The organism is Streptomonospora nanhaiensis (assembly GCF_013410565.1).
In the GTDB taxonomy this organism is placed as follows: domain Bacteria; phylum Actinomycetota; class Actinomycetes; order Streptosporangiales; family Streptosporangiaceae; genus Streptomonospora; species Streptomonospora nanhaiensis.
Genome location: NZ_JACCFO010000001.1, coordinates 2,342,392 through 2,366,490 on the forward strand (window position 1 = coordinate 2,342,392; position 24,099 = coordinate 2,366,490).

Sequence of the window (24,099 nt, forward strand, 5' to 3'; positions counted from 1 at the left end):
GACGGGGCGGCACGGCCCCGGGCCTGCCCCGAGGCTCCCGGGCCGCGCCGGGTCACTCCCTGATGCCGAAGCGCTCGTGCACGCGGCGCAGGGGGCGCGGCGCCCACCAGTTGGCGCGCCCCGCCAGGCGCATCAGCACCGGTACCAGCACCGCCCGGATGAGGGTGGCGTCGACGAGGATGACCAGCGCCATGCCCAGGCCCAGCATGACCAGGTACATCACCCCGGAGAAGGCGTAGGCGGCGAAGGACGCGGCCAGGATGACGGCGGCCGCGGTGATCAGCGGGCCGCTGCGCTCCAGCCCGGCGGCCACGGCCGAGGTGTTGTCGCCGGTGCGGTCGTACTCCTCCTTGATGCGGGCCAGCATGAACACCTCGTAGTCCATGGACAGCCCGAAGGCGATGCAGAACATCAGCAGCGGGAAGGTGGGCTCCAGGGTGCCGATGGCGGTGACCCCCACGAGGCCGGCGAGGTTGCCCTCCTGGAACACCCACACCAGGGCGCCGAACATGACCGCCATGCTCAGCACGTTGAGCACGATGGCCTTGAGCGGCAGCAGCAGGCTGCCGGTCATCAGGAAGAGGATGACGAACGTGACGGCGAGGATGAGGCCGAACACCAGCGGGACCGCGTCGACCAGGTCGGTGCGGAAGTCGTTCAGCTCGGCGGGGTAGCCGCCGATCAGGACGGTCCCGGGCGCCTCGACCGCGCGCACCTGGGCCAGCAGTTCGTCCACCGAACCCACGCCCTCCAGCGCGGCGGTGGCGGGGACCGCCGAGAACCAGGTGGCGTCCTCGGCGGCGAACCGCTGCGCGGCGTCGCCTGGCTCGCGGACCCGCTCCCCCTCCACGTAGACGCCGGTGAGCGCGTCGACCTGGGCGATCCCCTCCACCCGCGACAGCTCGGCGGCGTAGCCGGCGATCGCCTCGGCGTTGTCGGCGGTTCCGGGCAGGTCCTGGGCGACGATCTGGAGCGCGTCCATCTCCTCCTGGGGGAAGTTGGCGCGGATGCTGTCCTGGACCTCGCGGCTGGAGGTCCCCGGCGGCAGGATGCGGTCGTCGGGCAGGCCGAAGGAGAGGTTGAGCACGGGCGCGGCCAGCACCAGCAGCACGCCCAGCGCGGGCAGCCCGTACAGCAGCGGGCGGCGCATCATCCGCACGGCGGTGCTGTGCCACCACCGCGCCCCGCTCCCCCGGCCGTCCAGGCTGCGCACCCGCACGCGCGCGCCCAGCCGGGCCAGCGCGGCGGGCATGATCACCAGCGCGGCGAACACCGAGGTCAGCACCACACCCGCGCCGGCGTAGCCGAAGGAGCGCAGGAACGGGAAGGGGAACAGCAGCATGCACAGCAGGGACACCGCCACGGTCAGGCCGCTGAAGGCGACCGTGCGCCCCGCGGTGGCCACCGCGTGCTCCACCGCCTCGGGGACGGTCCGGCCCTCGCCCAGCTCCTCGCGGAACCGGTTGATGATGAACAGGCAGTAGTCCACGCCCAGCCCCAGGCCCATCACCAGCGCGAGGTTGGCAGCGAAGGTCGAGACCTCGGTGGCCGCGGCGACCCCGCGCAGCAGCGCCAGGGTGGCCACGACGGAGAACAGGCCCATGGCCACGGTGAGCACGGCGGCGGGCAGCCGGCGGTAGATCGCCCACAGCAGCAGGAGCACCATCGGCAGGACGATCATCTCGGCGGTGAGGAAGTCGGCCCGCGCCTGCTCGGCGGCCTGGCGGAACACCTCGTCGCCGCCGCCGACGGCCACCCGGATCGCGTCGCGCTCCAGGGTGTACTCCGGCGACAGCTCGGCCAGCCGGGTGCGGGCCTCGGTGACGTCGCCGGACAGCCGGGCGATGATCAGGGCCTGGGTGCCGTCCTCGCCGCGCATGGACGGCGACTCCCCGCGCGACCAGTAGGAGGCGGTCTCGGCCACGCCGTCCTCGGCGGCGAACGCGCGCTCCACGGCCAGGCCGGCCTCGCGCACGTCCGGGGAGTCGACGGTGCCCTCGGTGGCGGTGACCAGCAGCAGCACGCCCTGGGTGCCGGTGCCGAACTCCTCCTGGAGGATCTGGGCGGCCTGCAGCGACTCCGATCCGGGGCTGACGAACCTGCTGAGCACCAGCCGGTCGAGGGTCCCGGCGGCGGCGAGCAGGGCGACGAGGGTGAGCACCGCCGAGGCCAGCAGGACGGTCCCGGAGCGGCGGGCGGTGAACCGGCCCAGGCGGCGCAGGGCGGAGGACCGCAGGCCGGGCGGGGGGTCGGCGGTGACGGGTGGTCGGGTGATGGACACGTCTGCTGCGCTGCCTTCCGGAGTGGGACGGCCCGAGGCCGGCGGGAAAGGGGCGCCGGGGACTCCCGGGCGCAGCTACTGTATATACAGCAGATCATATGGAGTCAATATCGTATGCATTACCCACAATCGGGGAACGCACCCCGCCCCGGGACGCGGTGAAGGGCGGGTAGAGCGCGGTGAAGGCACGCGGGGCGCGGCGGCGCGGCCAGGTGCCCGGCGGCGGGCGCCGCGCGGGGATGCGGGGGCGGGAGCGTGCCCGCGGCTCAGGCGGCGGAGGACGCCGAGGGCGTGTCGGCCGGCTCTGTGCCGTCAGCGGGCGCGGCCGACCGCGCGCGGCGGCGGCGCGCCAGCAGCACCGCCGCCACCGCCGCGGCGATCAGGAGCACCCCCGCGGCCGCCGCCAGGGCGGGCGAGCGCAGGAAGAGGTCCCACCACACGGCGAGGACGGCCAGGCCGCCGAGGCTGTAGACGGCCGCCCACCCGGCGCAGCCGGGCAGCATGGCCACCAGGTAGCGCACGAACGACATGCGCATCGCCCCGGCCGCCAGGTGGATGGCGGTCTGGAAGCCCACGGTGGCGTAGGAGAGGGTGACCACGGGCGGCCCGAAGCGGTTGATCAGCGACTCGGCCCGCTCCAGGCGGTCGCCGAGCCGCCGGCCGGCGGGCGAGCGGTGCAGCCCGATCCCCAGGCCGCGGCCGATCCAGTAGGTGGCCTGGGTGCGGGCGAAGACGATGGCGAAGAGGGCGGCGTAGACGATCCAGAAGGGCCGGCCGTCCAGGAACCCGTACTCCATCGCACCCCTCCGCACACGGATCAGGCAACCATGCTATGCCTTACCTAACCTGTACGGAGGTCGGCGGCGGCGAATTGTGGCCGACCAGACCCCGCCCGCGCCGGGCGCCGGTGGCGCGCTAGACCGGGGAGTCCTGCCTGCGGCGGGCGGTGGCCGCGATGGTGCCCGACCCCAGCACGGTGTCGCCGTGCTCGCCGCCGTACAGAACGGCGGCCTGGCCCGCCGCCACCCCGGTGGCCGGCTCGTCCAGCTCGATCACCAGCCGGCCGTCGCGCTCCACCGCGCGGCAGCCGTAGACCTCGCCGTGGGCGCGCAGCTGCACCCGGCAGGCGGTGGGCTCGGTCAGCGGCGCGCAGCCGCTCCACACCGGGCGCTCGGCGGTGATCTCGTCGACCTTGAGGGAGTCGCGCGGGCCCACCGTGACCGTGTTGTTCACCGGCTCGATGGACAGCACGTAGCGGCGCTTGACGGCGCCCCCCAGGTTGAGGCCCTTGCGCTGGCCCACCGTGAACGTGTGCGCGCCCTGGTGGGTGCCCAGCACGGCGCCGGACTCGTCCTTGATGGGGCCGGGCTCCCCGCCCAGCCGGTCGTTGAGGAATCCGGCGGTGTCGCCGTCGGCGATGAAGCAGATGTCGTGGCTGTCGGGCTTGTCGGCCACCGCCAGCCCGCGCCGCTCGGCCTCGGCCCGGACCTCGACCTTGGTGCAGTCGCCCAGCGGGAACATGGCGTGCGCCACCTGCTCGCGGGTGAGCACGCCCAGCACGTAGGACTGGTCCTTGCCGAGGTCGACGCTGCGCCGCAGCCGGCCGTCGACCTTGCGGACGTGGTGGCCGGTGCACACGGCGTCGAAGCCCAGCGCGATCGCGCGGTCCAGCACCGCCGCGAACTTGATCTTCTCGTTGCAGCGCAGGCACGGGTTGGGGGTGCGGCCCGCGGCGTACTCGGCGACGAAGTCGCTCACCACGTCGCGGTCGAACTCCTCGGCCATGTCCCACACGTAGAAGGGGATGCCGATGACGTCGGCCGCGCGGCGGGCGTCGCGGGAGTCCTCGACCGTGCAGCAGCCGCGCGCGCCGCTGCGGTAGGACTGCGGGTTCTTGGAGAGGGCCAGGTGGACGCCGGTGACGTCGTGGCCGGCCTCGGCCGCGCGGGCGGCGGCCACGGCGGAGTCGACGCCGCCGGACATGGCGGCCAGTACGCGCAGAGTCATAGCGCCTCCCAGCCTATGTCCTGGCGGGCACCCGCCTCGACAGGGTTTCGCCGGGCCGCGCCCCGCCCGCGCCGCGCGGGGACCTTCTGGCGCGCCCGCCGCGGCGTTCTGCGAAAATCAGGGCCATGGCTCTGTTCCGTCGCCGCCGCTCTCAGCAGTCCGAATCCGCCGTCGCCGTGGACGAGTTCTGGCGCCAGTGGCCGGAGTTCCGGACCGCCCTGGCGGCCTCCGTCGACAACGGCACCCCGCCGCCCGAGGACGTCGCCGAGCGGGTGTCCCAGGCGGTGGCGCGGATCCACCCCGACCTCAACTGGGAGGTCTCCACGGCGCCGCGCGACGCCGACTCCGGGCTGGGCGGGCTGGGCGACCTCGGGCTCGACGACGACACCGACCCCGGGCGGCTGATGGCGCGCATGGCGGCGCTGGACGACCCCCTGGCCTCGCTGGAGAACGGCTCCACGCACGCGCTGGTGCTCACCGCCGGGCCCGACGACCAGGCGCGGGTGCTCACCGAGCGCTGGGCGCGGGCGGCGCCCGAGGAGCCCGGCTGGCGGTTCTTCCCCGCGCTGCCGGCCGACCCCGAGCGCCTGGGCCGCACGACGCGCTGGGACGACCACGAGTTCGACCTCGCGCACAGCAGCGTGTCCATGCGCGTCGACCAGCGGCGCAGCAAGGTCGAGGTGGGGGTCTACCACCCCGACTTCATGTTCGTGTCCGAGGAGACCCGCGCCGGGCTGGCCGACCACGTGGTGATGCTGGCGCTGGGCGAGGACGACTACGTGCGCTGGGTGGGCCGGACCGAGCCGCTGGTGGAGAAGCCGCTGGACCCGCTGCCGCCCACCTCCATCCCCTCGGTCGTGAGCCAGCTCTCCGGCGCGCTGGGCGGCTGGGTGACCCTCCAGGGCCGGGTGCCGCTGCGCGGCGTGATCGAGATCGCGGTGCGCCACCCGCTGCACCGCCGCGACTTCCCGGCGCTCACCCTCTACGCCCACGTGGTGCTGCCCTACGCCGCCAGCGACGGCGACCGGCTGCCCACCGAGCCCTCCACCACAGCGCTGGAGGAGTTCGCCACCGGGCTGCGCACGCTGCTGGGCGACAACGGCGCCCTACTGGCCCAGCAGACCGCGGGCGGCCAGCGGCAGTTCTACTTCTACATCGACCCCGACTCCGGGGTGATGGCCGACTTCGAGGCGGCCGTGCGCGACTGGGGCGAGGGCCGCGCGGTGGTGCAGAGCCGGCTCGACCCCGAGTGGCAGACCATCGAGCAGCTGCTGCGGCCCATCCGGGGGCAGCTGGAGCGCTGATCGGGCCCGCCCCCGGCCGCCGGGGGCGGCTCAGGCGGCGCGGCGCTTGCGGCGGGCCGCCCGCGCGCGCTCGACCACGGGGCCGATCGCCTCGCCCAGCGCGGCGATGTCGGCCGGGCCGGAGCCGTGCCCCAGCGAGAACCGCAGCGAGCTGCGCGCGGTCTCGGCGTCGGCGCCCATGGCCAGCAGCACGTGGCTGGCCTGCGCCACCCCGGCCGAGCACGCCGACCCCGTGGAGCACGCGATCCCGCGCGCGTCCAGCAGCATCAGCAGGGCGTCGCCCTCGCAGCCGGGGAAGGACAGGTGCGCGATCCCGGGCAGGCGCTCGGTGGGGTGGCCGTTGAGGACGGCGTCGGGCACGTGCTCGCGCACCGCCGCCACCAGGGAGTCGCGCAGCCGGGCCAGGTGGCGGGCGTGGGCGGCGCGTTCGGCCGCCGCCAGCCGCAGCGCCGTGGCGAACCCGCGCAGCAGCGGGGTCATCAGCGTGCCCGAGCGCAGCTCGCGCTCCTGACCGCCGCCGTGCAGCACGGGGGTGGGCTCCACGCCGCGCGCCAGCACCAGGGCGCCCACGCCCACGGGCCCGCCGATCTTGTGCGCGCTGACGGTCAGCGCGGAGGCCCCGGACTCGGCGAAGGACACCGGCTGGGTGCCCACCGCCTGCACCGCGTCGCTGTGGAAGGGGATGCCGTACTCGCGGGCCACCGCGGCCAGCTCGGCCACCGGCTGGAGGGTGCCGACCTCGTTGTTGGCCCACATCACCGACACCAGGGCGACGTCGTCGGGGTCGCGCTCGATGGCGGCGCGCAGCGCCTCGGGCGCCACGCGGCCGTGGCGGTCGACCGGGACCTCCTCGTAGACGGCGCCCTGGTGGTCGGCCATCCAGCGGGCGGGGTCGAGCGCCGCGTGGTGCTCCACCGCGCTGACGAGGATGCGCCGGCGGCGGGGGGACTCCTGGGCGCGGGCCCAGTACAGGCCCTTGACGGCGAGGTTGTCGGCCTCGGTGCCCCCGGCGGTGAACACCACCTCGTTGGGGGCGCAGCCGAGGGAGTCGGCGATGCTCTCGCGCGCCTCCTCGACCGCGCGGCGGGCGCGGCGCCCCGCGCCGTGCAGCGAGGAGGGGTTTCCGAGGTGGCCGAACTCCTCCGTCATGTCCGCGACTACCTCGGGACGGACGGCGGTGGTGGCGGCGTGATCCAGGTACACCATGGCGGTGTCCAGCATACGGCGGCGCGCCGGGTGCGCTCGGCCGCGCCCCGGCCTAGGGGCACCCCCGCGCCCGGCGGGGCGCCGCGGTCCCGGTCGGCGGGCCCCGGACGCGCCGCGGCCCCGGGCGGCGGACGCCTCCCGGGGCCGTGCGGGCGCCGTGGGCGGACGCGCCGCCCGCGGCGCTCACCTGCGCTTGTTGATCTCCTCGGTGAGCTGCGGCGCCACCGTGTGGAGGTCGCCGACCACGCCGAAGTCGGCCAGCTCGAAGATCGGGGCCTCGGGGTCCTTGTTGACCGCGACGATGTTCTTCGAGGTCTGCATGCCGGCCCGGTGCTGGATCGCGCCGGAGATGCCCAGGGCGACGTAGAGGTTGGGGCTGACGGTCTTGCCGGTCTGGCCGACCTGGAACTGGTTGGGGTACCAGCCGGAGTCGACCGCGGCGCGCGAGGCGCCCACGGCGGCGCCGAGGGCGTCGGCCAGGTTCTCCACGACGGAGAAGTCGTCGGAGCCCACGCCGCGTCCGCCGGAGACCACGATCGCGGCCTCGGTCAGCTCCGGGCGGGCGCCCTTCTCCTGCACCACGCGCTCGACCACGCGGGCGGCGGTGGCGGCGGCCGACAGCTCCACGGCGACCTGCTCGACCTCGGCCTGGGCCGGGGCGGGCTCGGCCGGCACGGAGTTGGGCCGCACCGCGACGACGGGCACGCCCGTGCGCACCTTGGCGTGGGTGACCACGGCGCCGCCGAAGACGCTGTGCTCGGCCACGAGGTCGGCCGTGAGGTCGACCACGTCGGTGAGCACGCCCGAGCCGAGCTTCACGGCGGTGCGGCCGGCGACCTCCTTGTTCTCGGGGGTGGCCGAGACGAGGACGGCCGCGGCGGACTTCTCCTGGGCGAGCTTGGCCAGCAGCTCGGCCTTGGGGGCCACCACGTAGTCGTTCAGCTCGGCGGAGGCGGCGTAGACCTTGACCGCGCCGAACTCGGCGAGCCGGGCCTGGGCGGCCTCGGCGCCGTCACCGATCCAGACCGCCGCGGGCTCGCCGACACGGCGGGCGGCCGTCAGCAGCTCGGTGGTGACCTTCTTGACCTCACCGTCGACGTGGTCGACGAGGACGAGGACTTCAGCCATGTCAGTCAATCCTTCCTGTCTCGCCGGACCTACACGAACTTCTTCTCGGCGAGGAAGTCGGCGGCCTTGACGCCGCCGTCGCCCTCGTCCTTGATCACGGTGCCGGCGGCGCGCGGCGGGGCCGGCGCGAAGTCGACGGTCTCGGTGGCGGCGTTGGCCAGGCCCACCAGGGCGGTGTCGATGCCGGCGTCGGCGGCGCTGAGCTTGGCGACCGGCTTCTTCTTGGCCTGCATGATGAGCTTGAACGACGGGTAGCGCGGCTCGTTGATCTTCTCGACGACCGACACCACGGCCGGGAGCTGCGCCTCGACCACGTCGTAGCCGTAGTCGGTGGCGCGCTGGATCTTGATGGCCCGGCCGTCGACCTCGACCTTGCCGGCGAGGGTGAGCTGCGGCAGGCCCAGGTACTCGGCCAGCGCCGCGCCGACGATGCCGGTGCGGGCGTCGGTGGACTCCGAGCCCAGCACGACGAGGTCGTACTCCAGCGTGCCCAGCGCCTTGGACAGGGCGTAGGCGGTCTGGAGGGCGTCGGAGCCGTGCAGCGCGTCGTCCACGAGGTGGACGGCCTTGTCGGCGCCCATGGACAGGGCCTTGCGGATGGAGTCGGTGGCCTGGTCGGGTCCCATCGTCAGGATGGTGACCTCGCCGCCGTGCTTCTCCTTGAGGAGCAGCGCCTCCTCGATGGCGTACTCGTCCAGCTCGTTGATGACGCCGTCCGACGCCGCGCGGTCCAGCGTGTTGTCATCGGACGAGAGCTTGCGCTCGGTCGCCGTGTCCGGGACCTGCTTGACCAAAACGACAATATTCATGGCCGGTGGCCGACCTCCCCTGCACTCATGCGTCGCCCACTCGGACGGCGCGGACGCCTGGCGCGTCCGTGGCCCCTAAGGGTGCCAAATGCAATCGATGCCATCGGGTGGCGGGGCGGCGTTCACGTCACGCCTCCCGCCTGCGTACTCTGCTTTCCACCCCGATGTTACTGGCTGGTAGCACTCGGGGCGAACCCGACCCGCCCCCTGGCGGCGCGGGGCGCCGAAGGCCCCGCGCGCGGGGGTGTCAGCCGCCGAACAGCGCCCAGTTGGAGGGGCCGCCCGGAATGAGCCAGTAGGAGTGCGCGCCCAGGCCGTAGGACAGCACCAGCAGCGCCAGCAGCACCGGCACCACGATCGCGCCCCAGTAGACGTAGGTGTTGCGCACGGCGATGCCCTCGATGGTGGATCGGGCCTGGCGCATGGCGCCGCGGCCGTTGGGGCCCACGAAGCTGAGCAGCACCACCAGGCCCAGCGCGTAGGCGGTGACGTTGTTGGGGTTGTTCGTGCCGGTGATCAGGCCGATGACGATCCCCACCACGATCCCGGCCAGCAGGTAGCCCAGCCCGTAGAGCAGGGTGCGGCCCAGGGTGCGCAGCACCGCCCACGGCATGCTCAGCGCGATCACCATGTGGTCGGAGCTGCGCGGGCCGCGGGTCTGGAGCCGCCGGGCGTGCTCGACCTTGACGGTGTCGAGGGCGCCCAGCACCGAGGCGGCGAGCACGCCGAGCAGCACGCCGATGTCGGGGATGGCCAGCGTGAACCCGGTGAGGAAGGCCAGGACGGGGATGACCAGCAGCCACGGCAGGTGGCGCGGCTCCTCCTCGTAGTCGTCGTCCTCGGCGTCGTCGTCGGTGTCGATGTAGTCGCTGAGGCGGTCGCCGCCGCCCCGGCGGAAGCGGGTGAGGAACCCGCCGCGATCCTCCTCGCCGTCGTCCTCGTCGCCGTAGCGGCCGACCTGGCCGCCGCGCCGCTCCTCGACGGGGGTGAGGATGTCGCGGAACTCCTCGGGGCGCAGCGTGGAGTTGAAGAACTGGGTGCGCGGCGCCATGGGGTCGTCGGCGTCGTCGTCGGCGGTGTAGGGGCCGGCCTTGCCGGTCTCGCGCTGCTCCCAGTCGTCGGGGGCGGCCATGGTGCGGTCCGCTCCGCCCGCGCCCGCCGCCATCGTGCGGTCGGCGCCGCCCGGGGCGGCCATGGTGCGGTCCGCTCCGCCCGCGCCCGCCGCCATCGTGCGGTCGGCGCCGCCCGGGGCGGCCATCGTGCGGTCCGCTCCGCCCGCGCCCGCGGCCATGGTGCGGTCGGGGCCGCCCAGGTCGGCGCCCGGGGTGTCGGCGCCCATGGCCGAGCCGGCCAGCGCCCCGGCGCCGGCCGCGGCCCCGGCGGCGCCCGCGGCCGCGGCCGTACCCCAGCCGGTGGCGCCGGCGGAGCCGTGGTCGGCGGTGCGCCCGGGGCTGTGGTGGGGCGCCTGCACGGTGTGGTTGCCGGTGAGGCCGCTGCCGGTGTAGGCGGCGTCCTCGGTCCAGGGGAGGTCGAGGTTGAGGCGGCTGGTCTGGGCGACGAGCTGGGCCGCGGTGGGCCGGGCCGACATGTCGCGCGAGACGGCGGCCTCGACCAGCGGCTGGAGCGCGGCGGGCATGCCGTCGAGGTTGATCTCGCCGTTGAGGATCCGGAAGAAGATCACCTCGAAGGACCCGGCGCCGTAGGGCGGGTGGCCGGTGGCGGCGAAGGCCACGGTGGCGCCCCAGGCGTGGATGTCGGTGGCCGGACCGAGGTCGGTGCCCTCGATGACCTCGGGCGACAGGTAGCTGGGCGTGCCCACGAACGTGCCGGTCTGGGTGAGCTTGGCGCCGTCGACGGCGTGGGCGATCCCGAAGTCGATGACGATCGGTTCGCCGTTGGAGATGATGACGTTGCCCGGCTTGAGGTCGCGGTGGATGACCTCGACGGCGTGGATGTCGTCGATCGCCCGCGCCAGGCCGCTGACGAACCGGGTGAGCGCGCGGCCCCGCAGCGGCCCGTGGTCGGTCACGGTGGAGTCGAGGGTGGGCCCGGGGATGTACTCGGTGACCACCCAGGGGAGTTCGGCGTCGGTGTCGGCGTCGATGACCTCGGCGACGTTGCGGCTGTGCACCCGGCGCATGGTGTCGACCTCGCGGGCCAGGCGCGCGCGGGCGATGTGGTCGCCGGCGACCTCGGAGCGCAGCACCTTGATCGCGACGAGCCGGTCCTGCCGGGGGTCGACGGCTTGGTACACGACGCCCATGCCGCCCTGGCCGATACGGCGGCGGATCAGGTACGGGCCGACGCGTTCCGGCAGCTCCTCGCCCTCGGGGAAACCTGCCGACATTGCCATTGCGAATTCATCCCCTCAAACCTGGCACACCACGACTTCCAGCCTATCCGCTGCGGGACGGCCGGGCCGGAGGCCGGAGTCAGGCCCCGAGGGTCCGCTCCGCCACCGCTCACGCTCCACAAGCACCACGTCGTCCGGCGCCGCCGGGCGGGGGTCCCGCCGCCGGGCGGGCGCCCTGGCCGGCGCACCGGCCCGACCGCCCGGTCGCGCACGGCGCCGACCGCGGCCCAGACCGCGGCACGGCGTTCGGGCGACCACATGAGTATGACGCAGATAAACCGGCGCTGGTTCCGGATCCGCGCCGCCGCCGGGCCCGGCGGCGGCGGAGGCGGCGGGCACCGGACGCCCGGCGGTGCGGGCGGCGCCGCCGTCGGGGTATCGGCGGCGGCGCCGTGGAGGCCCGGCGGGGCCCGGCGGGGCTCAGTCGGTGCGCACGCCCAGCCCGGCGAGGGGCTGGGCGCCGGGCAGCTCCCCCAGGTCGGCGCCGGGCAGCACCAGCTTGGAGCCGCGCAGACCGCTGCCCACGACCACGTGCCCGGCCTCCAGCACGGCCTGGTCGACCAGAACCGGCCACTCGGCGGGCAGGCCGATGGGGGTGATTCCGCCGTACTCCATGCCCGTGGCGGCCACCGCGTCCTCCTGCGGGGCGAAGGACGCCTTGCGCGCCTCCAGGTGGCGGCGGGCCACCCCGTTGACGTCGGCGCGGGTGGTGGCCAGGACCACGCAGGCGGCCATGCGCACCTGCCCGGAGCGCTTGGCGGCGATGACGACGCAGTTGGCCGAGGCGCCCATCGGGATGCCGTAGGCCGCCGCGCAGTTGGCGGTGTCGGCGAGGTCGGGGTCGATGGGCGCGGCCAGCACCCGGACGGCCGGCGCCCACTCGCGCAGGGCGGCCGCGACCGGCGCCGCCAGCAGGTCCTCGCGCTCCAGCGCGGGCTCGGTCTTCAATCCCCACATGGCTGTCGTCTTCTTTCGTCGGTGGTTGGCTGTGCGGCCGGACGGGCCGCGGGAAGGGCGGCCGGGCGCCGCCGGAGGGCGGCCGGGCGCCCCGCCGCGCGCCCGGCCCCGGCCTCAGCGGCCGGAGAAGCGCGCCTTGCCCGGGCCGTGCTCCACGAATCCGCGCATGCCGGTCTTCTGGTCCTCGGTGGCGAACAGCCCGGCGAAGTGCAGCCGCTCGATCTCCAGACCGGTGTCCAGGTCGGTCTCCAGGCCCTCGTCGATGGCCTGCTTGGCCGCGCGCAGCGCCAGCGCCGGGCCGTTGGCGTAGCTGGCGGCCATGGCGACCGTGTGGGCGTAGACGTCGCCGGCCGGCACGATGGCGTCGACCAGGCCCATGGCCAGGGCCTCGGCGGCGCCGACGTGGCGGCCGGTGAAGATGAGGTCCTTGGCGCGGGCCGGGCCCACCAGGCGGGGCAGCCGCTGGGTGCCGCCGGCGCCGGGGATCACGCCCAACTGGATCTCGGGCTGGCCCAGCTTGGCGTCCTCGGCCGCCACGCGGAAGTCGGCGCACAGCGCGACCTCCAGGCCGCCGCCCAGCGCGTAGCCGGTGATGGCGGCGACCACGGGCTTGGGGATGCGGGCGACGGCCGTGCAGGCGCCCTGGAGGACCTGGGAGTGGGCGGCCATCGCGGCGTAGCCCATCTCGGCCATCTCCTTGACGTCGGCGCCGGCCGCGAAGACCCGCTCGCCGCCGTAGAGCACGACGGCGCGCACGGAGTCGTCGTCGGCCACCCGGCGGGCGGCATCGGCCAACTCGCGCTGCATCCGGCCGTTGAGGGCGTTCATCTTGGGGCGGTCCAGGCGGATGACCGCCACGGCCGCGGTCCCGGAATCCCGCTCCACCCGTACGAACTCGCCCGCGGTCTCGTCCACACCACTCACCCGGCACTCCTTCGCATCGCCGTTCGTCCGGCCCCGCCCGCGGCGGGCGCCTCCATACCTACCACTGGCGGCGGGCCGGGGTCAGCCGCCGATCCCCAGCGGCTGCCAGGTGCCGGCCGCCAGCGACACCAGGTGCGCGGCGCACAGCAGCGCGGCGGTGCCCGCCACCAGCCAGGTGTCGGCGGCGCGCCACCGGCTGCGGCGGGCGTGCCCGCGCGGGCCGGTGCCGAAGGCGCGGGTGTCCATGGCCATGGCCAGGGTGGTGCCGGTGCGCACCGCCCGCACCAGGAGTGCGAACGCCTTGCCGAGGAAGACGCCCAGCGCCCGCAGCGGGTTGGCACCGGCCTCCAGGCCGCGCGCCCGGCGGGCCGCGCCGAGGGTGCGCCACTGCGCGGTCAGCAGCGGGATGAGCCGCAGCGCCGCCAGCACCGCCACGGCCGGGCGCTCGGGCACCCGCAGCCGCTGCACGAGCGCGTCGGCGGTCTCGGTGGGGTCGCTGGTGACGGCGGCCAGCACGCTGGGCACGGCGATGGCCAGCAGCCGCACGGCGGCGCCCAGCGCGCCCGCCCAGCCCTCCTGGCCGAAGAGCAGGTTGACCAGCCCGATGGCGGCGGCCATGACCAGCAGCGGCAGGCCGACGGCGGCCAACTGGGCGCCGCGCAGCCCGGAGCACGCGGCCAGGGGCAGGGCCGCGGCGAGCACGATCCCGCTGGTGACGGGGTCGACCACGGGCACCAGCCCGGCGGCGACGAGCGCGGCGGCCAGCAGCTTGGCCGCCGGGTTGGCCCGCGCGAGCCACGCGCGGCGACCCGCCGCGGCGGCGGGTCCGGCGGGCGGGCGCGGTGCCGCGGGGTGCGGGGTGCGGGCGGGCGCGCTCACCGGTCCCCCTCACGGCCGGCACGGCCGGCACGGTCGGCACGGCGGGCCGCGGCGGCGGCCGGCTCCGCGCCGGGACCGGCGGGACCGGCGGGACCGGCGGGACCGGCGCGTTCGCGGGGTTCGGCGGGTTCGGCGGGCGGCTCGGCGCCGCGCGCGGGCCGTGCCGGGGCGGTGCGCCCGCCCTCGACCACCACCTCGGTGTCGGCGAGGACGTCCAGCAGCAGGTCGTCGTGGGTGGCCATCACCACCGCGCGGTCGGCGGCGCGCAGTCCGGCGAGCAGTTCCACCAGCTCCGACCAGGTGCGGGTGTCCTGGCCGAACGTGGGCTCGTCCAGCAGCAGCACGTCGGGGGCCGCCTCGGGGCCGGCGCTCAGCGCGGTGGCCACCGACAGCCGGCGCTTCTCCCCGCCCGACAGCGTGAAGGGGTGGGCGTCGGCGAGCCCGGTCAGCCGCAGCCGCTCCAGCAGGTCGGCCACGCGCCGGGCGGTCTCGGCCGCGCCCAGGCCGGCGCGGCGCGGGCCGAAGGCGAGTTCGTCGCGCACGCTGCCCGTGACGAACTGGTCCTCGGCGTGCTGGAACACCGTGCCGACGTGGCGGGCCAGGCGCCGCGCGGGCCAGCGCGCCAGCGGCCGGGAACTGACCTCGGCGAGCCGGCCGCGCGGGGCGACCGTGCCCGAGGCCGGGCGCGCCAGTCCCGCGAGCAGGCCCAGCAGGGTGGACTTGCCCGCACCGTTGGGGCCGGTGAGGGCGGTGGCGCACCCGGCGCGCACCAGCACGTCGGCGTCGCGCAGCACGGTCGAGGCCCGGCCGCCGAGCACGCCCGGCGGCGCGGGAGCGCGGGCGGCGCACGCCGCGGCCTCGACCAGCGCGGCGCCCGGTGCCGCGGCCGGCAGGCGGGGGCGCGGCTCGCGGCCGGGGATCCACACGCCCCGCTCGGCCAGCGCGCGGCCGTGGCTCGCGAACACGGCGGCCGGGGGGCCGTCGGCCACCACGCCGCCGCCGGGCTCGACCACCACCACGCGGTCGACGAGGTCGGCGGCGCCCCCGGCGACCTCGGCCACCCGGTGCTCCACCAGCACCATGGTGGCGCCGGTGCGGCGCGGCAGGTCGGCGAGCACGCCGCGCACCAGGGCGGCCCCGGCGCGGTCGAGGTTGGCGGTCGGCTCGTCCAGCAGCAGCAGGCGCGGGCGCATGGCCAGCGCCCCGGCCAGCACCAGGCGCTGCTTCTCCCCGCCCGAGAGCGCGGCCGTGGGGCGGTCGGGGCCGTAGGGGAACCCGACCGCGGCAAGCGCCTCGCGGACCCGCGCCCAGATCTCGGCGCGCTCCAGGCCCAGGTTCTCCGGCCCGAAGGCGACGTCGTCGCCGGCGCTGGCCATCACCAGCTGGCTCTCGGGGTCCTGGCCGACCAGGGCGCAGAGCCCGCGCGCCGCCGCGGCGGGGCGGCCGTCGACGCGCAGCCGCCCCTCCTCGTCGCCGCCGATGGCGCCCTGGTCGCCGGTGAGTCCGGCCATGGCGTGCAGCAGGGTGCTCTTGCCCGCGCCGGAGGGGCCCAGCAGCAGCACGCGCTCGCCGGGCTCGATCACCAGGTCCACGCCGCGCAGCGCCCATCCGGCGCGGCCGGTGTGCCGCCACCCCCAGCCGGCCAGCTCGACCCGGGCGCCGGCGGCCGCCGCGCCCGTGCCGCTCATCGGCGCGCCGAGGGGAAGGGGGCCAGCGCCCCCGCGCGCGCCAGCGCGGAGGTCAGCAGCCGCGCGCCGACGCCGCCGATGAGCGCGGCGCTGATGACGACGATGACCCCGAAGGCGATCTGGTGGGACAGCGGCCAGGTGACGTAGTAGCGGACGTTGTCCCAGATCGCGGGGGCCAGGCCGCCGGCGGCCGCGGCGAGCACGGCGGTGGGCGTGCCCCAGCGGCGGTAGCGGGCGGCGGCGAACACCAGCTCCGACAGCAGGCCCTGGACGAACCCGGCCAGCACGATCTCCACCCCCCACGGCCCGCCGAGGACCATGGAGACCGCGGCGGCGGCGGTGGAGGTCAGCACGGCGATGCCGGGCTTGCGCACGATGAGCCCGCCCAGCACGCCGGGCAGCAGCCACATGCCGTAGATGAGGGCCTGGGCGGGCGGGAAGAAGGCGAAGACGGGCGTGGTGACGGTCCAGAGCATGTTCCACAGCCAGAAGACGACGCCGACGGCGACGCCGAGCACGGCGGGCACGACGATGTCGACCGTGCGGTAGCGCAGCGGGGCCCGGGGGGAGGGGTGGGTCTGCGGTTCGTGTTCCTGCAACGGGGCGGTCCCTTCGCGCGGGTCGGCGAGAGGGGGTGCCGGGACGGCAAAGAGCGTCGGCCGGGCGGGCACGGCGGCGCGGAGGCCGCGCGGCGGGGTCCGCGGCGGACGGGTTCACGACTCCCTACGCTGGCATTACCCAGGTCAGGTGTGTGAGGGTCTGCGGTCGTGGGACCGCACTCTCAGCGCCGAAGCGCTCCCCTGTCGGTTTCTCCCATTATGGGGACCTGCGGGCGGTGGGGGTCAAGGCGGCCCCGCTCAGCGGGGTTTGCGGGCCTCGATCAGGAACCGGGTGGAGTGCGCGGTGAACGGCCCCTGGGCGCGGATGCGCTCGTGCAGCTCCCGCAGCCGGTCGCGGTGGGCCGCGGGGTCGAAGCCGGGGACGATCCAGACCACCTTGCGCAGGAAGTAGACGACGGCGCCGATGTCGTGGAAGCGCATGCGCAGGCGCTCCATGCGCAGGTCCACCACCTCCAGCCCGGCGGCCACGGCGGCGGCGCGGGCGGCGTCGGGGTTGCGCCGGGCGCGGACCTCCGGGGGCTGGGGGCCCAGGAAGAACTCGGTCAGCTCGAACACGCTGGCCGGGCCGACCTGCTGGGAGAGGTAGGTGCCGCCGGGCCGCAGGACGCGCGCGACCTCGGCCCAGTCGGTGGCGACGGGGTGGCGGCTGACCACCAGGTCGAACGCGGAGTCGGCGAAGGGCAGCGGGGCGCCCTCGCCGGTGGCCACCACGGCGGCGCCGCGCGGGCGCAGCCGGGCGGCGGCGCGGGCGAGGTTGGGCGGCCAGGACTCGGTGGCGGCGGTGCGCGCCGGCAGTACGGGCGCCTCGCCCAGCACCTCGCCGCCGCCGGTGTCGATGTCCAGGGCGGATTCGGCGCGGGCCAGGCGGTCGGCGATCAGCCGGGAGTAGCCCCACGAGGGGCGCTCCTCGGTGGCGCGGCCCGCCAGCCAGGAGAAGTCCCAGCCCTCCACCGGCGCGGCGGCGGCCTCGGCGACCAGCGCGGCGAAGTCGGCGGAGCCGCGCTCTTCCCCCGTGCCGGGCGCCCGCGGGGTGCCCGGACTCGTGTCGGCCATGCGCCGATCCTGCCAACGGCGCCGCCGGGCGGTCCAGCGGTTTTCCTCGCCCGGCCGGCGCGTGACCGGGCGGCGGACGGGCGGGCACGGCCAGGGCGGACCGGAGCGGCACCGGGGATTCGGCCCCGCGTCAGGCGGAGCGGCCGAAATCCCAGACGGGGGAGGGGGTAGGGAGGCGGCGGCGCCGTCGCGGTCGGCCCGCCCGTGGAGGTCGGCCTACCCGTGGGGGTCGACGTGCCTGTCGGCAGCGGCCGCACCGTCGGGGCCGGCGGGCAGGCCGGCCGAGGGAGCCGCGCGGTCGCGCACGAACAGCGCCAGGACCAGCCCCGCCGCGGCCACCGGCACCAGGAGCAGGAAGGCCATCGGCACGGCGTCGGCGAACGCGGTGATCAGCGCCGCGCGCACGTCCTCGGGGAACCGCGCCAGGCCCTGCGGTGTGAGCTCGTCCACCGACACCGGGGGCGCGCCCTCGGGGTCGCCGAGCCCGGCGCGCAGGTGCCCGGCGAAGACGGCGCCCATCGCGGCGGTGCCCACGCAGGCGCCCATCTGCCGGAAGTAGTTGGCCGTGGAGGTGGCCACCCCCAGGTCGGCGGTGCGCACGGTGTTCTGCGCGATCAGCACCAGCGTCTGGATGGCCGACCCCACGCCCAGGCCCACCGCCAGCATGCCGCCCGCCAGCAGCGGATAGGAGCTGTGCCGGCTCATGGCGGCCATCACCGCCACCCCGGCCAGCGAGCACGCAGCCCCGGCCACCAGGACCCAGCGGGCGCGCCCGGGGCGGGAGGTGGCGCGCCCGGCGCCCACCGATCCGGCGAGCAGCCCGCCCACCAGGGGCAGCAGCCGAACGCCCGAGGCCGTGGCGGAGTCCTCGCCGACCATCTGGATGAACACCGGCAGGTAGGCGGCGGTGCCGAACATGACGGCGCCGACGCTCACGGCGACCAGCGCGACAAGGGTGAAGTCGCGGTCCCGGAACAGCCGCAGCGGCAGCAGCGGGTCTGCGGCGCGCCGCTCGGCCGCCACGAACAGCGCGAGCGCGGCGGCCATGGCGGCGGTCGCGGCGAGCAGCGCGGGGTCCAGCAGACCGGGCGCGCCGCCGGCCAGCGTGGCCACGAGCACCGCCGCCCCGCTGGCGACCACGATGAGCGCGGCGCCGGGGTAGTCCGGGCGCGGCCGGACGCCCTCGGGGCGCCGCGGCCGCGGCGCCAGCAGCACCAGCCACAGGGCGACGGCGCCCACCGGCAGGTTGACGTAGAAGATCCACCGCCAGCCCAGGCCGTCGGTGAGCAGCCCGCCGACCAGCGGCCCGGCGAACGCCGAGAGCCCGATGACGGCGCCCACGGCCCCCAGCCGCCGCCCGCGCTCGGCGGCCGGGAACGCCTCGCCCACCAGCGCCTGGGCGCCGATCAGCAGCCCGCCGCCGCCCAGTCCCTGCACGGCGCGGAAGACCACCAGCCACACCATGTCGGTCGCGGCCCCGGCCAGCCCGGAGCCGACCAGGAACAGCACCAGCGACCCGGCCAGCGCGGCCTTGCGCCCGAACAGGTCGCCGGCCTTGCCGTAGACGGGCATCACCACGGTGGCCGCGAGGATGTAGGAGGTGACCACCCAGGACAGCCGCGAGAGGCCGTCGAGGTCGCCGGCGATGACCGGCAGCGCGGTGGCCACGATGGTCTGGTCCAGCGAGCCCAGCATCACCCCGAGCAGCAGTCCCGCGAACACCGGCCGCAGGCGCCGCGCCTGCTCGGGGCCGCCGCCCGGCGGCGCGGCGGAGGACGCGGTGGGGTCCGGGGGCGTCCCGCCCCGTCTTCCGGTCTCGGTCATAGGCCGCGCGACCGCGCCGCAGCGGACGCCGCCGCTCCCCCCTTCCGCCGCCGCCCGCCCACCGAGCGCGCCCGTGCCGTACCCGGACCCGCGCTTCCGCGAGACGCGGCCGGCGCGGCATCCGCGACCAGTCTGGGCGACCCCCGTGGCACCGCGATGGAAGCCGGTTGGAACCCCCCGGCCACCGCCCCGGACACCCCCATGGGAGACGGGGCGGAGGTACCGCGCACGAGCGCGGCCGCCCGGCGCGGAGCCCCGCGAACACCGCCCGCCCCGGGCACAGGCGCGAGGCCACGCGCCGCGCGGTGCCGGTCGGTGGGCGACCGACCCGCGGCCGCGGAGGGGACGCGGCGGTATCGCCAGCCGCCGCGGGCCCCCGACGACCGGACCGGTGCCCGCCCAAAGCACGAGGGCGGCACCGCAGCCGCTCAGCCGTGCGGCTGAACCCCAAGCGCCGGCCGGAGGCCGCCGGCAGGCCCTGTCGGGCTGCCGCCGACCGCGCGGGCGCCGTGCGAAGGCGGGCTCGGGCCGGCCGTCCCGGGCCGGCCAACGCCGATCGCGCACTCCGGTGCTCGACGCGGGGAGCGCCGATGCCGGGGTGGGGCGCCCCGGGACGGAGGCGCCGGGCTGTGCGGTCGGCACCACCGGGGCGTGCACGGCGGCCGCGCCGGGGCCGGTGGCGGGGACGCCGCCGGTCCGGGCGGGCGCGCTGTGGTGACCCGCAGGACCGGGGTGGGGTTTCCCGCAGGCGGGACGGGGGGCCTCCCCATGGGTTCGGGCGCGGTTGCGAGCCAGGGTGGGGCCATGCCGCATTCTGGTCTCGCGCGGGCCGCCGCCTCCGGCGGCGCGCTGCTCGCCGCTCTGCTTCCGGCGGTGCTCGCCCCGGCTCCCGTGGCCGCCGACGCCGCCTTCACCCCGGCCGACATCGACGCCTACATGACCGCCGCGCTGGCGGACGGCGGCCTGCCCGGCGCCGTCGTGGCGGTCACCCGCGGCACCGAGGTGGTCCACGCCGCCGGGTACGGCCACGACTCCGAAGGGGCGGCGCTGGCGCCGGACTCCCCCATGGCCGTCGGCTCGCTCAGCAAGTCCGTCACCGCGCTGGCCGTCGCCCAACTCGCGGACGAGGGCCTGCTGGCCTTCGACGACCCGGTGCGGCGCCACCTGCCGGAGTTCGCGCCCGCCGACCCGGGGTTCTCGCGCCGCGCGCGCCGCTGGACCACTTCGTGAACGGTTCGGGCGGGGTGGTCTCCACCGCCGAGGACCTCGCGCGGTGGCTGATCGTCCACAGCAACGGCGGCGCCGCGGCCGACGGCACCCGCCTGGTCTCGGAGTCGGCCCTCGACACGCTGCACACGCCCGGTCCCGCCGGCGGCGACTACGCCATGGGATGGGACCTCGACCGGTCCGGTGACCGCGTCACCCGCATCCACCACGGGGGAGCCCTGTTCACCGCCAGCGCCGAGCAGATCCTGCTGCCGGGCGAGGGAGGCGAGCCCGGATACGGGATCGCGGTGGCGTTCAACAGCGCCGGCGCCCTGGGAGCGGAGCAGATGACGATCATCGAAGGCCTGGTGGAGATCGTGGAGGGCGGCGGGCAGCCCGCGGCCCCGGTCCGCGTCACGGCCATCTCCGACGCCGCCATGGCGGTGCTGATCGCCGCCGCCCTGGTGGTCGGCGCGCTGCGGGTCCGCCGCGCGGGGGCGTGGGCCCGCCGCCGCGCCCGCCGCTCGGCGCCGCTGCTGGTCCTCACCCTGGCGCCCCGGCTCGTGCCCGTCGCGCTGTGCCTGCTGCTGCCCGCCATCGCGGGCCTGGTGATGGGCGCCCGGGACGTCACCTGGGAGGCGGCCTGGTACGGCTGGCCCGCCCTGGTCGTGTGGGCGGTCGTGGCCGCCGCCGCGAGCGCGGCCGTCCTGGCCGCGCGCGTCCTCCACCTGGTGCGCGAGCGCCGCTCCCCCGCACCGCCGGACGCCACCCGCCCACCCGCCCCCCGGCCCACCCCCGCGACCTGACCGCACCCGCGGCCGCGTCATGACCGCGCCCCGTGGCCCCGGGCGCGGGGGTCACGGGTACCCCGGCCGAAGGCTGATCCCGCGACAGGGCGGCGACGACAGCGAAGGCCGAGCCCGAGACCACGGCGACGGTCGGCGAAGGCCGCTCGTCTCAACGCGGGCAGCGGCAGGGGCGAGGGCCTTGCCTGCGGCCATCGGGGGATCTGGGGCGGAAACCGGTGGCTGCCGTCCTTGCCGTGCCCGCCGCCGGGCCGGCCCCGCGCTACTGGGGGGACGACGCGGGGTCGCGTTCGGGGAGGACGCCCTGGGCGCGGTACCAGGCGACCTCGTCGGCGATGGTGCGCTCGATCGGGCGGAAGACGATCCCGAGCTCGCGCTGGGCGCGGGCCGAGGAGATGTTGCGCCCCGCCGCGTCGCGCAGCACCGCCACGCCCGTGCGCGTGGCCGTGGGCTCGGTGCCCCGCAGCCGCGCCGACACCTCCATCAGCGTGACCACCGCCATGGCCAGCCAGGCGGGCACCGCGCGGGGTACCGGGGTGCCCGTCTCCTTGGCGACCACCTCGGCGATCTCGCGGATGGTGTGCTTGGCGCCGGCCACCACGAACCGCCCCGTGACCGGCAGGACGGCCGCGCGCACGCAGGCCGCCGCGACGTCGCGGGCGTCCACTGCGTAGTTGCTCAGTGCCGGGACCGCCCGCATGCGGCCGGTGGCCAGGGACTGCAGCAGCCGGCCCGCCGAGGTGGGACCGGCGTCGCCGGGCCCCCACATCCACCCCGGCAGCACGATGGGCACGCGCATGGCGCTGGTGGCCGCGTAGTCGCGGACCACCCGCTCGGCGCGGACCTTGCTGGAGGCGTAGTCGACGGACCGGTCGAGGTCGCGGTAGTGCTCGGGCACACCGGTGTCCTCGTCGGCGGCGCGCTGGGGACCGGTGGCGGCCAGGACGTTGATGGAGCTGGTGTGGACGAAGACGGGGACACCGGCGGCCTCGGCCGCGCGCAGCAGGTCGCCCACGGCGGTGACGTTGACCCGCTCCATCTGCTCCAGGTCGGCGCCGGGCCGGTAGAACTCGCGGAAGTAGGCGGCGGTGTGGAAGACCGCGTCGCACCCGGGGAGCAGGGGGCTGTAGGCGCCGGGGTCGGTGATGTCGCCCGCGGCGACGGTGAGGCGGTCGTGGTCGGGCAGCAGGCGGCGGGCGCGTTCGGGGTCGCGGACCAGCGCGACCACCTCGCCGCCCGCGTCGAGCAGGTGGGCGACGATGTTGCCGCCCAGCAGCCCGGTGGCGCCGGTCACGAGGGAACGCCGCGGTGCGCCGGAGGCGTCGGTGTCGGCCACGGTGACTCCAATCCAGTGAAGACCGATAGTGGCACGCACTACTTTTCGTATGCTGAGCATACGATATCGGCCGGTCGGTCGACCACTCCCCCGGGGCCGGAACTAGCATGAACTCCATGAGCGGCGCAGATGAGGCCCCCACGGCTCCGGGCGGCACGGTTCCGGGCAGCACACTGTGGGGCAACACGGGGTTCCGGCTGATCAAGCTCGGCGAGATGGTCCTCGCCACCACCGAGGCCGCCTTCGCGCCGCTGGGGATGAGCCCGCGCCAGTACAACGTCCTGGCCACCGCCGCCTCGCTGAACTCGCCCTCGCAGCAGGAGCTGAGCCGCCGCCTGGGCATCGACCCCAACGTCATGGTCGGCGTGATCGACGAACTGGAGCGCCAGGGCGTCGTGGAGCGCCGCCGCAACCCCGCCGACCGCCGCCGCTACATCGTGGCGCCCACCGAGCGCGGCCGGGAGCTGCTGCGCGAGAGCGCGCGCGTCGTCGAGGAGGTCGAGGCCCGGGTGTTCGGCGGCCTCTCAGACGACGAGCGCGCGCTGCTGCACGAGGTCGCCGGACGGCTGCTTGAGGAGCACCCGCCGCCGGTCAAGAGCCACTGACGGAAGGCCCCGCGCCCCGCAAGGCGCGGACCGGGACCGCGGCACCCGGCCCAGACCGCGCCCGCACGCCCCCCGCCCGTCCCCACCCCGCCCCCGCGGCACGGCCCCCGGCCTCCTCGGCGCCCGGCCGCCCAACGCGCGTCAGTGGCCGGGGCCCCGCCTGCCCAGGGTCTCCACCGGGTGCGCGCCCGGGCGGGTCCACTGCGGCACGGGGCGGCTGGTCGGCCCCCAATCGGCGGTGCCGCCGGCGTCCGAGCGCCAGTACCAGCACGCCTCGCGCCCCCGCGGCCACCCCTCGGGGGTGTCCTCCCACGCCTCGCCCCGGCCGTAGGGCGTCATGTCGAGCAGGCCCAGCGACCCGTTGACCCGTTCGTTGCCGCGCCCCGTCGTGGAGTAGGTGAGGAACGCGCGGTCGCCCTCGCGCAGGAAGCAGGCGAGGTAGCCCATGGCGCCGCCGACCGGTTCGGCCGCGCCGCGCACCGAGTACCAGGGCTGGGTGTAGCCCATGAACGCGACGTAGGGGGCCACCTCCTCCCAGCGCCCCGTGGTCAGGACGGCGAACGAGACGCCGCGCGCGTTGAGGTAGACGGCGTCCCGCACGTGCCAGGCCGTGGTCGTGCAGCCCTCGCACTGCCCCTGGTGCGGCGCGCCGTCGTGCCACATGTGCTTGTAGACCACCAGCTCGTCGCGGCCCTCGAACAGGTCCAGGAACGGGACCGGCCCGTGGGGCCCGACGACCTCGACCGCCGGGTCGAACTCCACCATCGGCAGCCGGCGGCGCGCGGCCGCGATGGCGTCGCCCTCGCGGGTGTGGGCCTTCTCGCGGACCAGCAGTTCGTCGCGCGCCGCTTGCCAGGTGGCGGGGTCGACGACGGGCGGGCGGCCGCGCGGTGCGGCGCCCGGGTCGTTGGGGGTGGTCGTCATGGTGTCCTCCGCGGTGTCGTGGGCCGTACGGCGCCGTGGGCCGTACCGTGTCGGGGACCGTGCGGCGCCGGGTGGCGTCCACGGCCGTCACCAGGACCGACCTCCGGCGGGATTGGAACTCATCGCTCCGGGACGCGCCGATGGGTGCGGCCCGCCGGCGACCCGGCGCACCAGGACCCGGTCCCCGCG

Annotated in this window: 19 protein-coding genes, 1 pseudogene and 1 riboswitch; of the genes and pseudogenes, 4 read left to right on the top strand and 16 right to left on the bottom strand. The window is 76.3% G+C overall.

Translation table 11 applies throughout. The features are described 5' to 3' along the window. Positions 1-52 precede the first annotated feature (52 nt). The 3 genes from HNR12_RS10055 to mnmA form a co-directional block, all read right to left on the bottom strand. Complete coding sequence (locus HNR12_RS10055) at positions 53-2,281, bottom strand: MMPL family transporter (RefSeq protein ID WP_338119748.1); 2,229 nt, start codon at positions 2,279-2,281, stop codon at positions 53-55. A 266-nt stretch (positions 2,282-2,547) separates the two neighbouring features. Beyond that, the gene (locus HNR12_RS10060) at positions 2,548-3,078 is read right to left on the bottom strand and encodes a DedA family protein (protein ID WP_179767240.1); all 531 of its coding nucleotides are present in this window, start codon (positions 3,076-3,078) and stop codon (positions 2,548-2,550) included. A 118-nt stretch (positions 3,079-3,196) separates the two neighbouring features. Continuing rightward, a complete protein-coding gene (mnmA, locus tag HNR12_RS10065; protein ID WP_179767241.1) occupies positions 3,197-4,288 on the bottom strand; it encodes a tRNA 2-thiouridine(34) synthase MnmA in 1,092 nt (363 codons plus the stop codon). 125 nt (positions 4,289-4,413) lie between these two features. Between mnmA and HNR12_RS10070 the strand changes: the two genes are divergently transcribed. Then, positions 4,414-5,592 carry a DUF695 domain-containing protein gene (locus HNR12_RS10070; RefSeq protein WP_179767242.1) on the top strand — a complete coding sequence of 393 codons (1,179 nt, stop codon included), beginning with the start codon at positions 4,414-4,416 and terminating at the stop codon, positions 5,590-5,592. Positions 5,593-5,622: 30 nt separating this feature from the next. On the opposite strand, the gene HNR12_RS10075 is transcribed toward HNR12_RS10070, so the two are convergent. The 11 genes from HNR12_RS10075 to HNR12_RS10125 all read right to left on the bottom strand — a co-directional run bounded on the left by HNR12_RS10075 (position 5,623) and on the right by HNR12_RS10125 (position 19,033). Then, positions 5,623-6,798 carry a cysteine desulfurase family protein gene (locus HNR12_RS10075; RefSeq protein ID WP_179767243.1) on the bottom strand — a complete coding sequence of 392 codons (1,176 nt, stop codon included), beginning with the start codon at positions 6,796-6,798 and terminating at the stop codon, positions 5,623-5,625. 183 nt (positions 6,799-6,981) lie between these two features. Further along, on the bottom strand, positions 6,982-7,926 hold the full coding sequence (locus HNR12_RS10080; protein ID WP_179767244.1) for an electron transfer flavoprotein subunit alpha/FixB family protein: 945 nt from the start codon (positions 7,924-7,926) through the stop codon (positions 6,982-6,984). 29 nt (positions 7,927-7,955) lie between these two features. Beyond that, entirely contained in the window at positions 7,956-8,735 is a 780-nt protein-coding gene (locus HNR12_RS10085) for an electron transfer flavoprotein subunit beta/FixA family protein (RefSeq protein WP_179767245.1), read from the bottom strand. 247 nt (positions 8,736-8,982) lie between these two features. Beyond that, positions 8,983-11,088, bottom strand: a complete 2,106-nt coding sequence (locus tag HNR12_RS10090; RefSeq protein WP_246425047.1) for a serine/threonine-protein kinase — start codon at positions 11,086-11,088, stop codon at positions 8,983-8,985. A 420-nt stretch (positions 11,089-11,508) separates the two neighbouring features. Continuing rightward, a complete protein-coding gene (locus tag HNR12_RS10095; RefSeq protein WP_179767246.1) occupies positions 11,509-12,045 on the bottom strand; it encodes a YbaK/EbsC family protein in 537 nt (178 codons plus the stop codon). A 114-nt stretch (positions 12,046-12,159) separates the two neighbouring features. Then, complete coding sequence (locus HNR12_RS10100; protein WP_372451126.1) at positions 12,160-12,969, bottom strand: enoyl-CoA hydratase/isomerase family protein; 810 nt, start codon at positions 12,967-12,969, stop codon at positions 12,160-12,162. An 81-nt stretch (positions 12,970-13,050) separates the two neighbouring features. Next, a complete protein-coding gene (locus HNR12_RS10105) occupies positions 13,051-13,848 on the bottom strand; it encodes an energy-coupling factor transporter transmembrane component T family protein (protein WP_179767247.1) in 798 nt (265 codons plus the stop codon). Continuing rightward, positions 13,845-15,536 (bottom strand): ABC transporter ATP-binding protein, encoded by a 1,692-nt coding sequence (locus HNR12_RS10110; RefSeq protein ID WP_179767248.1) that lies wholly within the window; start codon positions 15,534-15,536, stop codon positions 13,845-13,847. The genes HNR12_RS10105 and HNR12_RS10110 overlap by 4 nt, the downstream gene beginning before the upstream one ends. Then, complete coding sequence (locus HNR12_RS10115) at positions 15,533-16,135, bottom strand: ECF transporter S component (protein ID WP_179767249.1); 603 nt, start codon at positions 16,133-16,135, stop codon at positions 15,533-15,535. The genes HNR12_RS10110 and HNR12_RS10115 overlap by 4 nt, the downstream gene beginning before the upstream one ends. Positions 16,136-16,239: 104 nt before the next feature. After that, positions 16,240-16,348: riboswitch (TPP riboswitch) on the bottom strand. A 45-nt stretch (positions 16,349-16,393) separates the two neighbouring features. Beyond that, positions 16,394-17,209, bottom strand: coding sequence for a class I SAM-dependent methyltransferase (locus HNR12_RS10120; RefSeq protein WP_179767250.1), 816 nt, complete (start codon positions 17,207-17,209; stop codon positions 16,394-16,396). 216 nt (positions 17,210-17,425) lie between these two features. Next, positions 17,426-19,033 carry an MDR family MFS transporter gene (locus HNR12_RS10125; protein WP_179767251.1) on the bottom strand — a complete coding sequence of 536 codons (1,608 nt, stop codon included), beginning with the start codon at positions 19,031-19,033 and terminating at the stop codon, positions 17,426-17,428. A gap of 936 nt (positions 19,034-19,969) precedes the next feature. On the opposite strand from HNR12_RS10125, the gene HNR12_RS10130 reads away from it, so the two are divergent. Both HNR12_RS10130 and HNR12_RS27810 read left to right on the top strand, forming a co-directional pair. Continuing rightward, on the top strand, positions 19,970-20,263 hold the full coding sequence (locus HNR12_RS10130) for a serine hydrolase domain-containing protein (protein WP_246425415.1): 294 nt from the start codon (positions 19,970-19,972) through the stop codon (positions 20,261-20,263). Next, a pseudogene (locus HNR12_RS27810) lies at positions 20,242-21,045 on the top strand (serine hydrolase); the annotation flags it as partial. The gene HNR12_RS10130 and the pseudogene HNR12_RS27810, both read left to right, overlap by 22 nt. Before the next feature lie 262 nt (positions 21,046-21,307). Here the strand turns inward: HNR12_RS27810 and HNR12_RS10140 are convergent. Then, complete coding sequence (locus HNR12_RS10140; RefSeq protein WP_179767253.1) at positions 21,308-22,381, bottom strand: NAD-dependent epimerase/dehydratase family protein; 1,074 nt, start codon at positions 22,379-22,381, stop codon at positions 21,308-21,310. A 116-nt stretch (positions 22,382-22,497) separates the two neighbouring features. Here HNR12_RS10140 and HNR12_RS10145 point away from each other — a divergent pair, with 116 nt between their 5' ends. Next, on the top strand, positions 22,498-22,986 hold the full coding sequence (locus tag HNR12_RS10145; RefSeq protein WP_179767254.1) for a MarR family winged helix-turn-helix transcriptional regulator: 489 nt from the start codon (positions 22,498-22,500) through the stop codon (positions 22,984-22,986). Positions 22,987-23,127: 141 nt separating this feature from the next. Here HNR12_RS10145 and HNR12_RS10150 read toward each other — a convergent pair whose 3' ends face one another. Beyond that, a complete protein-coding gene (locus tag HNR12_RS10150; protein ID WP_179767255.1) occupies positions 23,128-23,910 on the bottom strand; it encodes a DUF899 family protein in 783 nt (260 codons plus the stop codon). Positions 23,911-24,099 lie beyond the last annotated feature (189 nt).